This window comes from Colwellia sp. BRX8-9 (assembly GCF_014077245.1).
GTDB lineage: Bacteria > Pseudomonadota > Gammaproteobacteria > Enterobacterales > Alteromonadaceae > Colwellia_A.
Genome location: NZ_JACGVN010000001.1, coordinates 202,626 through 214,048 on the forward strand (window position 1 = coordinate 202,626; position 11,423 = coordinate 214,048).

Here is an 11,423-nt window from a genome sequence, read left to right on the forward strand (position 1 = left end):
AAACCATGCGAATTCACGCTTTTTCCATTGTACATTGCAATGGGTGCTCATTTTCTAATGCGTATTGATTAACTTGTTCAACTTTTGTTTCTGCTATTTCAGCAGTAAAAGTACCGCATCGCCCCTTTCCTTTATAATGAATCTCTAACATTACGTCGGTCGCCTTATCTGAGTTCATATTAAAAAATCGACACAGCACATCTATGACAAAATCCATCGGCGTATAATCATCGTTAAGTAACACAACAGTATACATAGGGGGCTTTTCAAATTGCTCTACAAGTTCGTCTTCAAGGACTTCTTGATTATCTAGTAACTCTTTCCACTTGCTCATAATTTTATATTAGTCTGTACCTAGTGATTTTGCTTTAACATTTAAAAAATAAATATTCAATTAACTGATAAAATTAACTTGATTATTTATATAACTTGTCTACTGTTTACTTTAGTGATTATTTTTTAATCATTAATACATTTATGTTAATGCTTTTATGCAAGCATACCTAATTACCGATGTAGAAGGAAGTTGAAGTATGGCTCACGGGACAGTGAAGTGGTTTAATAATGCAAAAGGGTTTGGTTTTATTCGTCCAGAGGATGGTGGTGAAGATATTTTCGCGCATTATTCAACAATCCAAATGGAAGGATACCGTACATTAAAAGCTGGTCAAGACGTTGATTATGAACTAAATGCAGGCCCCAAAGGCCATCATGCTGCTAGTATTACACCTGATGAAATTGAAGCTATGGGTGAGGAATAATTTTCTATTGCGCTGCAATAATACAATAAAATACCTGTTTGCTCATCTAGCAACCAGGTATTTTTTTATCAGTGCTTGTAACTAATTGAAATAGATATACCCAAGCGAAACATAAGCAACATAAAACAACAGTAAAAAGATTGCTTTTAGTTTGCCTATTGAATGACCAAACAATAAGAACACGGTCAATACTAACGTAATAAATAATAAAGCCCACTGATCAAACTCAGCAAATCTTCCTTGGAACGAAATGGGTGAAATTAAAGAAGAAACACCAAGAATACCCAGAATATTAAAAATGTTACTGCCAACAACATTTGCAACAGCTACATCCATGTGTTTTCTTAATACCGCCATTACCGAAATAGTAAATTCGGGCAGTGATGTCCCTATAGCAACTAAAGTGAGCCCTATAAGCGCGTCAGATACTCCTAAGGCTTTGGCAATAATCGTTGCTCCAGTAACAAACCATTGTGCTCCTAGCATAAGAAAACCTAAACCGAATGCAATCGATAATATCACCAGCCAAGTTTTGTGAGGTTTAGTGTGTAGCTCTTTTCCTTCAGCTTGGTGGAGTTTATGCGAAGCCGTATTATGATTTTTCTCTTTGTAAATGGTGAAACCTAAATAAGCCAAAAGCGCACTAATCATCACCACACCAGAAATAATAGAGAAAGAACCGGTTAGCCCTATTAAAATCAATAAAGAAACAGCACCTAGCATCACTATCGCATCACGTTTAAGGGCAGACTGTTTAAACGCCAAAGGGGCTATTAATCCACAAGTACCAATAATAAGACCAATATTACCTATATTACTCCCCATGATGTTCCCTAATGCCACAGCTGAATTGTTATTCATTATGGCATTTACTGAAACGATTAATTCTGGCATGGAGGTGCCAAAACCAACAATGACTAAACCACTTAAAAAGGGTGAAACGTTAAGTTTGTTCGCGGCAGACATAGCTCCACGTATCAAAAGTTCACCGCCAATGATTAACATCAACAGTCCTGCAATCATCATTATATAATTCATTAATTTGCCTGAAGATATCCAACAAAAATATTTTCTATATTATATCTTTAAAATACCAAAAAGATGACAGTTTTTTGTAGGCTTTGTTGACGTTAACTTCTATAATTGTGAATATTATGATCAATAAAAATATTAAGCGTTAAATCTTGTTTTACTTCATATCCAGCCTTTTATTATCCGGCTTTTGGTTTTTACTTACTGATGGTGATCTTGCTTCATTGCTTGTTGGTGTTGTTTTCATCCCCATGAGCATTTTTGTATCTGCCAAATTGTCAGAAAAAACCAACAGTGCTAATCGCACTTTTTACATCAACATTGCTAAAGTACCTAAATTCATTTGGTTTTTCATTTATCAATCGATAAAAGGCGGAACCGACACAGCAGTGCGAGTATTCTCTGTTGACATGAAATTACAGCCTGAATTTATTCACTATTCAATTAAGCATTTACCGGCTGGTTCACCAATGAACTTATTTATGAACGTGGTTAGCTTATTGCCAGGTTCGGTAAGTGTTATTAGAGAGCCTACCCGTGTACTGGTTCATGTGCTAACAGTTACCAGCAGTTCATTAGAAGATATATATAAATGTGAACTCGCTATTTGTGAGCTTTATCATTTAGATATTTCTCCGCAAGAAAATTATTCATCGACGAAAATAGCGAGTAAGTAATGACTTTTTTTTACACTATCGTGGTTATCATTTTGTTAATCTGCTTAATCGTTGGGCTGCTCAGAGTATTAATTGGCCCTGATAACGCCAACCGTATGTTAGCGGCACAATTATTTGGCACCATAGGCACAACAATCGTTCTTGTTTTTTCGGTATTACAAAATAACGAAGTTATCACTAACGTTGCTTTAGTCTTTACCTTATTAGCATCGATTACCGTCATTGCCTTTTTAAAGTTAGCAGAGCAGCCGATCGACAACGTTAGCCCATCAGAGAATCATAAACATGATAGCTAATATATTTACCATCATAATGTTGTCATTAGGATGCCTATTTTTTATCGCTGGGACGATAGGACTATTACGCTTTCCTGACGTATTTTGTCGCCTACATGCTTTGACTAAATCTGATAATTTAGGCGTAGGTTTAATCACCTTAGGGTTACTACCACAAGTTAATAGTGTTTCTATGGCAATAAAAGTCATCTTGGTATGGGCATTATTATTACTGACAAGTGCGACGAGCTGTCATTTAGTGGCCCGCCATGAACGCAGAAGACAAATGGTGGAACATGATGGTAATCAGCACAACAACGGGAACAATAACAAATGAATAGTGAATTATGGATTGATATCTTATTGTGTCTTTGCGTTTTAGTTATTGCCGGTTCAATGTTCTTAGTCAAACAGTCGTTCACCGCCATTGTATTGTTTATTAGTCTTGGACTGGTGATCACCCTTTGCTGGATCCAGTTGAATGCCATTGATGTTGCGATCGCTGAAGCGGCCATTGGCGCAGGTTTAACGGGAGCAATGTTGCTAGCGTCATGGCGCAAACTATCAATAGATAAGCCCACAGATAAGAAGGGTCGAGGTGATCTTTGATAAAATTTTTAGCAAAAAATAGTGATGTTATTGAAAAAACGCTCATTATTATTTTAGTCACCCTGTTTACTGCATTTTTCATTTTTGCTTTATTTAACCAGGCACCACATGGCAATGAACTACAAACGTTAGCGTTAAATTCGCTTGATAAAACGGGTGTAACGAATATCGTTACCGCTGTGCTGTTAAATTATCGTGCTTACGATACTTTTATTGAATTTGCTGTTTTTTTAGTGGTGGCGATAGCCGTGTTACCCTACATATTAGATACCCCTGTTTTGACCTTTACCCTTCAGGAAGAGTCGCAAGTCTTACTCATCGCCAAGGTCTTTATCCCCTTAACCATTATTATGGCCGGTTATTTACTGTGGATTGGTTCAACAAAGCCCGGTGGCGCTTTTCAAGCTTCGGCTTTGCTAGCCGGCTGTATAGTTTTATTATCATTAGCAAACGTACAAGTTATCGATTTTACTAAACTACGCTATCGCTTGTTAATGTCGTTAGGCCTCATCGCTTTTATTGCTGTAATACTACTTCTTTATTTGCAGTCCCATGCTTTTCTCACGTTTCCTGTTGAGTTAGCCGGTGCCAGTATTTTAGTGATCGAATTTTTTGCAACTTTCGCGATTGCCTTAATATTATTTCTTTGTTTTGAATCGATTAACAAAGGGCATGCGTAATGGAATTATCCCAAACTAATTTATACACCCTTTGCTCAATTTTATTGTTCGCTATTGGCTTACTAGGATTTTTATTGAATAGCGACTTTATTCGTAAATTATTGGGCCTAAATGTCATTGGAATTGCTATTTTTATGTTGCTACTTGCTATTGCGCATACCTACCCTAATGCTATTGACCCTGTTCCTCATGCCATGGTGTTAACAGGAATAATAGTTGCTGCAGCTGGTACCGCTTTAGGTCTTAACTTAGCCTCTAAAATAGCCAAGTTCGCGCGATTAGTACAAAAAGAAGAAGCGGCTACACAATCAGAGTCGGTCTATGAAAATAGTAGCAATGATACTCAAGGTCGAGGTTAATTTGATTAATAATTTCATTACAACTTTTTCATTACCGGCATTAATGATACTCCCTATGGTTATTGCTATTATTTGCTTTGTGGCAGGTAATACGAAATTAAGCCGACTAATCAGTGTTATTAGCTCGATAACGTTAGTGGTTATCTGTGCTCTACAAGCGGGTTATGTTTTACAACAAGCCGTAGCCATTGAGTTAATTATTGGTGGCTGGCAGCCGCCACTAGGCATAAGATTATCGATTAACGAATTTAGCGCCATTATGCTGTTAATGACCTCGACAATAGGTTTAGCTATCACATTTTACAGCACACAATATTTTGATGATAACGAAAAAGAAGTCCGCTTCTGGCCTTTATGGTGGTTTTTAATCACCGCCTTAAATGGTATTTTTATCTCGTCTGATATTTTTAATACTTATATTATGCTCGAGCTCTTGGGGCTTTCTGCAGTAAGTTTAATTGCTATTCAAGGCACGCAACAAGCACTACAAGCATCATTTCAATACCTATTAGTTGGCCTGTTTGGTTCGTTAATGTATTTATTGGGTGTGGCTATTATTTATCGTACTTATGGCGTTCTCGACAATCAACTGGTTGCTAATTTAGTTGAAAGTAATAGCAGTATGCAGTTAGCGTTAGCCCTTATTACCTTGGGTATGATGATGAAATGCGCTTTATTTCCATTACACTTTTGGCTACCTTCAGCCCATTCCAATGCTTCTGCGCCAGTAAGTGCAATGTTGTCTGCTTTAGTGGTTAAAGCCGCATTTTTTATCCTTTTTACCTTTTGGTTTAAAATTCTCGCGCCAGTGGTTACATTTACGGCGGTGACTATAATGGGTATATTTGGCGCCATGGCGGTCATTTATGGCTCATATCGGGCTTTTACTTCACCCAGATTAAAGCAATTAATTGCCTACTCTACTGTTGCACAAATTGGTTATTTATTTCTCGCATTTCCGTTAATGTTTACCACGCCTGATTTAGCACGAACTGCAGTAATTTACTTTATTGTTGCCCATGGCTGTGCAAAAGCCGCGATGTTTTTAGCCGCCGGCGTTATTCAGAAAGCGATGGGGCATGATCAATTATCACAACTACAAGGCATAGCATCACAGCTCCCCATTAGTATTTTTGTTTTTGCGGTAACCAGTGCTAGTTTAATTGGGCTGCCGCCAAGCGGAGGTTTTATTGCTAAATGGTTATTATTGAATAATGCCGTAGAAGCTCAACAATGGTGGTGGGTATTAACCCTCTTTATTGGCGGCCTATTAGCGAGTGCTTATTTATTTAGAGTACTCAATTTGGCGTTTACCACACCGACTCAGGAAAACTCACTTACCGTTTTAGCTATCAGTGAAAGTAAGCTTTTAGGTGCAGTTGGACTCTCTGTTATTACCATCATTATTGGTTTAAATGCGATGTGGTTAACTAACCTAATTACGGGTAGTTACTAATGATTAATGTTGTAAATGAGCTTCAAGGACAATTAGCATGTTAAACGACTGGCTACCGCTTATTATTTTAATCGTTGCCTTTAGTACCGGCATTTTGATGATGGTCATCGATGAGAAAAATGAAAAACTCAGAACATCTGTTAATTTAACGAGTGCGGCAATTAATATTATCTTAATTGGCATAATGCTCTTGGGCGTTTCTCAAGGCGCTGTATTTGAAACAAGATTACCGCTATTACCTGATATTAACTTAGTACTCAAAGCTGATGCTCTGTCTTTAGCCTTTGTGACACTATCGGGCGTGTTATGGTTTTTTACCACTATTTATGCCGTGGGTTACTTTAAGAAAGGGAAACACAAAAGTCGATTCTTTGGCTTTTTCAGTCTCTGTGTTTTTTCAACATTAGGGGTCGCTTTAGCGGGTAATTTAATTACTTTTCTAATTTTTTATGAGCTCCTTACCTTAGCGACATACCCATTAATTGTTCATAAAGGTAATGACGATTCGTTGAAATCTGGTAAAACCTATTTACGTTATACGATGATCGGTGGCGCTATCTTAATGGTTGCGGTTGTCTGGTTAAAGTCTATCGCGGGTGCTTTAGATTTTTCAACGCCAGATATCTTACTTAATACCCCTAATATTGACCCAACCACCATCACTATTATTTTTGTTATGCTGATGATAGGTTTAGGCGTTAAAGCGGCTTTATTTCCTCTGCATGGTTGGTTACCTCGTGCAATGGCAGCACCCGCACCGGTTAGCTCATTACTGCATGCTGTAGCGGTAGTAAAAGCTGGAGCTTTTGGCATTATACGTGTGGTTTATGATGTGTATGGCGTCGACCTAGCAAGTTCTTTAGGTGTTTTACAAGTCCTGTTGGTCTTTGCATGTTTTACCATTATTTATGGTTCGGTTAGGGCTATTTATCAAGATGATATAAAAAAGCGTCTTGCTTATTCAACGGTTAGTCAGGTGTCATATATAACGCTAGGCATAGCACTCGCCGGCCCTATTGCGGCCGTTGGTGCTATTATGCATTTAGTGCATCAAGGGCTAATGAAAATCACTATGTTCTTTTGTGCTGGTCTGCTCGCTGAAACACATCACATTTATAAAGTTAGCCAGTTAAATGGCATTGCTAAAAAAATGCCGATCACCATGACTGCCTTTACTATCGCAATTTTAGGCATGATTGGTATACCGCCAATCGCGGGCTTTGTTTCTAAGTGGTACCTTGGTGTTGGCGCTATTGAAACAGGTAATGCTTGGGTAATAGCAGTGCTAGCGGGTAGTAGTTTATTAAACGCAATTTATTTCTTACCTTTGGTTTATCGTGCATGGTTCCTTGCTCCATCACAAGAGAATCAAGATACCGATCACGCCAGTTTACCAAGACAATTATCCACACCGGTACATGCTACCCAACACGCAGAATTACCTGCAGAGCCACATACTGAGCATCAAAACCATGTAGAGAACAAACCAACGCTAGAAGCACATTGGATGATGCTTTTACCACCGGTTGTTACCATAACTTTTGCTATTTTGGCGGGATTATTCGCTAATAGTCAATACAGTGCATTAAGCTGGTCAAAGCTGATCGCAACCTCTGAATCTATTGGGTTTAATCAAACAACAACTCTTTTGCAATCGTCGATTTTACCTCAGCAAATGTCAAGCTGGTTAGTTTGGTCTATTATATTACCCTTGATATTAGCCGCATTAATTATCATACGTCCCAAAGCTATCAAACTTACCTATTTAATGCCACTTTGCGCCATTCCTGCTATTTATTTAGGCTTACAACCTGAATATTATTTTCAAAGCATACCGTTCTTATTTTTTGGTAGTGAACTTTCACTTGATAAGCTCAGCCAAGGTTTTCTATTGCTGGCGGGGCTATTATGGTTACTAAGTTCAACGTATGCTTTATTTTATCCTCATTTGGGTAATAATAAATCTAACTTTATGGCGTTATTTTGTGTCGCCATGGCCAGTAGTTTTGGTTTAGTACTGAGCACAGACATGTTTGGATTTTTGACCTTTTTTACTTTTATGAGTTTGTCGTCTTATGTGCTCATTATTAGAGATAAAACAGCCGCCGCAATAACAGCCGCTAATGTCTATATAAAGTGGGTCATTATCGGTGAAGTTGCTATTTTTAGTGCTTTTTGTATTCTCAATTATATGGACTTAACCCAACACACTGTTAGCCCAACGTTATTACAATTTATGGGACTGATGCTGATTGTTGGTTTTGGTATAAAAATTGGCTTATTTGGTTTCCATTCTTGGTTACCTCTTGCACACCCCGTTGCTGCGGTGCCCGCTAGTGCCTTATTAAGTGGTTTTATGGTAAAAGCCGGTATGATTGGTTGGCTTAAGTTTTTCCCTTTTCAAGCAGATGATTTGGCCACATTCTCTCAGTTAGGTTTACTGACTATTAGCATTGGTGCCCTTGGCGCATTTTATGCGGCAATAAAGGGCATGAGTCAAAAGGATCCTAAAGCGGTACTTGCCTATTCTACGGTAAGCCAAATGGGCATATTATCTGCTAGTTTTGGTGTGATATTAGTATTTCCAGCACTTAGAGATGCAATGACCACGGCTATTATTTTTTATGCTATTCATCACGGGTTAGCTAAGTCGGCTTTGTTTTTATCTGTGGGAATTACGCCACTATTAAATAAACAAAGTAATACGCCAGTCTATTTACGCGGTATGACTTATATCACCATGATATTACCTGCGTTATCCTTGGTTGGGGCAGCCTTTACCAGTGGTTTTTTCGCTAAAAATGAAGTCAAAAATTTGTTGAGTGACTTACCTTATTTAAAATATGCGATTATTGTCAGTGCATTATTTACCGGACTATTAATGTGCCGTTTTATCCATATGGCTTACTACAAAGGTCAGAAAAGTAGCGCTCATGACAGTAAACCTCAATACCCATTACTGGTTGTTTGCTTAGTTAACACCCTACTAGTGCTGTTAGCGCCTTGGTATTTACTTAATGAAAAGTACACCTTAACCAGCTTATTTTCACTGGTGACCCTAAACAGCTTTATATCATCGTTAATCCCGATATTTCTAGCCGTTGTTGTCTATAAATTACTGGTGACCTTTAAGCTAGACGGACGCGCAATTTTCAGCCTCGATGCATCCAAGCTAATAGCCATAAATAAGCCTTTCTCAACAAACGAAAAGCTAATAGCAAATATTGAGCAAGAGAAAGCTATTGATCTAGGCTTAATGGCTCAACTGAAATCTTTTATTAATAAAAAGCTCTCACCTCAGGAAGTCATGCCACTGAATATGCAGTCAACCTATGTGTCAGTCGTTTTAATCGGTGTTTGTATTTTATTATTAGTAGCGTTTAGCGTTTAAATGTAATGTGCCATCGTCTAATGAAAGATAAACAGCGATATTTACAATAATTCAGTTACAATGCAGGACTTTAGTCTATTAACTAAACACGACTAATAAATGGTTATGTTATTGGAGTACCAAATTGACGATAGAGCATGGTGATAACACAATAATTTTAAAAGAAAATATTATACATATAACGTTGAAAGGATCTTTTAATGAGTATGGTGCTGAAGAAGTCTCGCAAAAGACATCAGCAATAATTAAGTCGCTCAATCAAAATAAGTTTCTGATACTTGTTGATCTTTCAAACTTGGATGGTGCTACGCCAGACGCATTTAATATCTCTAATAAGTTTAATGAGTGGCTCAATGGTCAAAATATGGTAGCAAAAGCTATCGTTATTACTTCGCAGGTAATAAAAAGCATTGACCAACAATGGGTGCCCTCCAAAGCGGTTCAAAATATAGAGTATTTTGATAATGAAGACGATGCATTAGTTTGGTTAAACAAACAGATTTAATACAAAGTGTTTGTTTAGTTTTTATTTGAAATTCAAGATAAGTTGTAACTGAGTTGTCGTAAACTAGAATAAATATTTTAGTGATAACGACAGATTTATATTATTATCACCTCCAATTAAGTGTTCTGCTACAAAATCTTGAGTATCTGGATAAACAATCTTTTCCCCCAGTAAGTTTTTTACTGTAAAGAACAACGAATATCGCTCGGTTTTATAATTATAATGTGCATTAAGTAAATATGAGGCTTGCGCTTTATTTCGCTTGCTGATCGTGCGTAATGAAAATCCCAAAGTTTGTCGCGTATCCCAAGGATATGATAGACCAAAAGCTGTGGTAAACCTGGGGACAATTGCAGCTAATTTATCATCAGATATCTCCCTGTTTCCTTGGTGGCTATAAGCAAAATTAGCAAATACCGTGTAGTCTTTTAAAACACGTTGATAATCCAATTCAATACCACTTCGATTAAAACTGCCTGAATTAAAAAAACTGACCAGATTGTTACTGAAGCCTCTTTGAATAAAATCATCTGCTTTCAACAAATAAGCGTTAGCAACAAACAATGTATTATCTTTTTCATACGAATAAGCCAGATCGGTAGTTTTAACAAGTTCAGCTCTTAAATTAGGATTGCCTTCTATCGTGCCAGGAATATTAATAAATAATTGGGTAAAATTAGGTGAGTTAAAACCAACCGAGTAAAGCAGCTTTATTGATTGATGATTATCAATTTGGTAAACCGTTGAAACTCGCGGGGTGACTCTATCACCACTTTTGCTATTATTTGTTTAGAGGGTTTCCCTAAAAAAACCAAGCTGATTAAGGTATATATCACCCAAATAAAGCGGTTCACCCTAGTGAAAAGCATAAAGCGAAAGCAATGATTTAATTGAAAATTACCACGCTAGCTTATGGTATACCCCATGTAGGATATTAGCACCAGGTTAATAAAAATATGGCTAAGTGATTTTATCAATCTCAGCTAGGGGTTCTTCCGGATTATAGTGTCAAACTAAATAGTACACAGTAGATTGGTGGTATAAAACGTTAAAAGAAATAAAGTCATGAGAAATAAAATTGCTGTTATGATTATTAGTGTATTGATTATAAAAATAATTAATACCAATACAGGTGTATTTATTAGTTCAACATCACAATTTTCGTTACTCCCTTTAATTCAACAGACTAAAGCATTTAACTCTGGAATTTATCAAATAGATGACAGGTCAACTATTGATTTTATAGCGAAACGTAAAAACCCCTATAAGAATAGGAAAAATAAATATACCAAGCGATGTCCAAATAAAAAAAGTAGCTGTGTTCATTTATCAACTAAGAAATCAAATCGACAACAAGGTAATAAAACAGCTTAACGATTAAACTCATAGTTTTTGAACATTTCCATAAGTAGTCTCCTGCATTTATTCATTCGACAAACCTCACTATTAACTCAATGAATTATTATGACTTTCATTAAGTTACGGGTATTAATTTTATCAAGCCTGACTGATATATAAGTCACCATTATTATTTCATCACTCCCCTTTAAGCCAGTTAAAATAATTGCTAAGTAGTTTTATCACATTGTCCTAGGGGTTCTTCCCGATTATAACGCTCAAAAAAATTATGCACAGTAGCTAAGTTAATGAAAGAAAACTCATTCAAAATTATAATCAT

General features: G+C 36.9%; 13 protein-coding genes and 1 pseudogene. 11 read left to right on the plus strand and 3 right to left on the minus strand.

All coding sequences use genetic code 11. The features are described from left to right. Nucleotides 1-13 precede the first annotated feature (13 nt). Nucleotides 14-334 (minus strand): ATP-dependent Clp protease adapter ClpS, encoded by a 321-nt coding sequence (gene clpS, locus H4J70_RS00995; protein WP_070373659.1) that lies wholly within the window; start codon nucleotides 332-334, stop codon nucleotides 14-16. Between the two features lie 199 nt (nucleotides 335-533). On the opposite strand from clpS, the gene cspD reads away from it, so the two are divergent. Next, entirely contained in the window at nucleotides 534-761 is a 228-nt protein-coding gene (gene cspD / locus H4J70_RS01000) for a cold shock domain-containing protein CspD (protein ID WP_070373660.1), read from the plus strand. A gap of 81 nt (nucleotides 762-842) precedes the next feature. Here the strand turns inward: cspD and H4J70_RS01005 are convergent, their stop codons facing one another. Then, nucleotides 843-1,799: a calcium/sodium antiporter gene (locus H4J70_RS01005; protein WP_182250504.1), complete on the minus strand. Its 957-nt coding sequence runs from the start codon at nucleotides 1,797-1,799 to the stop codon at nucleotides 843-845. A 146-nt stretch (nucleotides 1,800-1,945) separates the two neighbouring features. On the opposite strand from H4J70_RS01005, the gene H4J70_RS01010 reads away from it, so the two are divergent. The 9 genes from H4J70_RS01010 (at nucleotide 1,946) to H4J70_RS01050 (ending at nucleotide 9,745) form a co-directional block, all read left to right on the plus strand. Further along, on the plus strand, nucleotides 1,946-2,470 hold the full coding sequence (locus H4J70_RS01010; protein ID WP_182250505.1) for a Na+/H+ antiporter subunit E: 525 nt from the start codon (nucleotides 1,946-1,948) through the stop codon (nucleotides 2,468-2,470). Continuing rightward, nucleotides 2,470-2,766, plus strand: a complete 297-nt coding sequence (locus H4J70_RS01015; RefSeq protein ID WP_182216008.1) for a monovalent cation/H+ antiporter complex subunit F — start codon at nucleotides 2,470-2,472, stop codon at nucleotides 2,764-2,766. The genes H4J70_RS01010 and H4J70_RS01015 overlap by 1 nt, the downstream gene beginning before the upstream one ends. Next, a complete protein-coding gene (gene mnhG, locus H4J70_RS01020) occupies nucleotides 2,756-3,082 on the plus strand; it encodes a monovalent cation/H(+) antiporter subunit G (protein WP_182216009.1) in 327 nt (108 codons plus the stop codon). The genes H4J70_RS01015 and mnhG overlap by 11 nt, the downstream gene beginning before the upstream one ends. Then, nucleotides 3,079-3,354: a DUF4040 domain-containing protein gene (locus tag H4J70_RS01025; protein ID WP_182216011.1), complete on the plus strand. Its 276-nt coding sequence runs from the start codon at nucleotides 3,079-3,081 to the stop codon at nucleotides 3,352-3,354. The genes mnhG and H4J70_RS01025 overlap by 4 nt, the downstream gene beginning before the upstream one ends. Next, nucleotides 3,351-4,034, plus strand: coding sequence for a Na(+)/H(+) antiporter subunit B (locus tag H4J70_RS01030; RefSeq protein ID WP_182250506.1), 684 nt, complete (start codon nucleotides 3,351-3,353; stop codon nucleotides 4,032-4,034). The genes H4J70_RS01025 and H4J70_RS01030 overlap by 4 nt, the downstream gene beginning before the upstream one ends. Then, a complete protein-coding gene (locus tag H4J70_RS01035; protein WP_182216014.1) occupies nucleotides 4,034-4,393 on the plus strand; it encodes an NADH-quinone oxidoreductase subunit K in 360 nt (119 codons plus the stop codon). Before H4J70_RS01030 ends, H4J70_RS01035 begins: the two co-directional genes overlap by 1 nt. After that, the gene (locus H4J70_RS01040; protein ID WP_182222038.1) at nucleotides 4,356-5,849 is read left to right on the plus strand and encodes a complex I subunit 5 family protein; all 1,494 of its coding nucleotides are present in this window, start codon (nucleotides 4,356-4,358) and stop codon (nucleotides 5,847-5,849) included. The genes H4J70_RS01035 and H4J70_RS01040 overlap by 38 nt, the downstream gene beginning before the upstream one ends. 37 nt (nucleotides 5,850-5,886) lie before the next feature. Beyond that, nucleotides 5,887-9,240, plus strand: a complete 3,354-nt coding sequence (locus H4J70_RS20520) for a proton-conducting transporter membrane subunit (protein WP_182250507.1) — start codon at nucleotides 5,887-5,889, stop codon at nucleotides 9,238-9,240. A 124-nt stretch (nucleotides 9,241-9,364) separates the two neighbouring features. Next, the gene (locus H4J70_RS01050) at nucleotides 9,365-9,745 is read left to right on the plus strand and encodes an STAS/SEC14 domain-containing protein (protein WP_182216019.1); all 381 of its coding nucleotides are present in this window, start codon (nucleotides 9,365-9,367) and stop codon (nucleotides 9,743-9,745) included. Nucleotides 9,746-9,808: 63 nt separating this feature from the next. On the opposite strand, the pseudogene H4J70_RS01055 reads toward H4J70_RS01050, so the two are convergent. After that, nucleotides 9,809-10,519: pseudogene (locus H4J70_RS01055) on the minus strand (TonB-dependent receptor domain-containing protein); the annotation flags it as partial. Nucleotides 10,520-10,810: 291 nt separating this feature from the next. On the opposite strand from H4J70_RS01055, the gene H4J70_RS01060 reads away from it, so the two are divergent. Then, a complete protein-coding gene (locus H4J70_RS01060; RefSeq protein WP_182250508.1) occupies nucleotides 10,811-11,119 on the plus strand; it encodes a hypothetical protein in 309 nt (102 codons plus the stop codon). Nucleotides 11,120-11,423: the final 304 nt, after the last annotated feature.

What these genes read in the sequence shown, in the direction of transcription:
- H4J70_RS20520 (WP_182250507.1), top strand. Translation starts at nt 5,887, where the DNA reads ATGTTAAACGACTGGCTACCGCTTATTATTTTAATCGTTGCCTTTAGT.
- cspD (WP_070373660.1), top strand. Translation starts at nt 534, where the DNA reads ATGGCTCACGGGACAGTGAAGTGGTTTAATAATGCAAAAGGGTTTGGT.
- mnhG (WP_182216009.1), top strand. Translation starts at nt 2,756, where the DNA reads ATGATAGCTAATATATTTACCATCATAATGTTGTCATTAGGATGCCTA.
- H4J70_RS01025 (WP_182216011.1), top strand. Translation starts at nt 3,079, where the DNA reads ATGAATAGTGAATTATGGATTGATATCTTATTGTGTCTTTGCGTTTTA.
- H4J70_RS01005 (WP_182250504.1), bottom strand. Translation starts at nt 1,799, where the DNA reads ATGAATTATATAATGATGATTGCAGGACTGTTGATGTTAATCATTGGC.
- H4J70_RS01040 (WP_182222038.1), top strand. Translation starts at nt 4,356, where the DNA reads ATGAAAATAGTAGCAATGATACTCAAGGTCGAGGTTAATTTGATTAAT.
- H4J70_RS01035 (WP_182216014.1), top strand. Translation starts at nt 4,034, where the DNA reads ATGGAATTATCCCAAACTAATTTATACACCCTTTGCTCAATTTTATTG.
- H4J70_RS01060 (WP_182250508.1), top strand. Translation starts at nt 10,811, where the DNA reads ATGAGAAATAAAATTGCTGTTATGATTATTAGTGTATTGATTATAAAA.
- H4J70_RS01015 (WP_182216008.1), top strand. Translation starts at nt 2,470, where the DNA reads ATGACTTTTTTTTACACTATCGTGGTTATCATTTTGTTAATCTGCTTA.
- clpS (WP_070373659.1), bottom strand. Translation starts at nt 334, where the DNA reads ATGAGCAAGTGGAAAGAGTTACTAGATAATCAAGAAGTCCTTGAAGAC.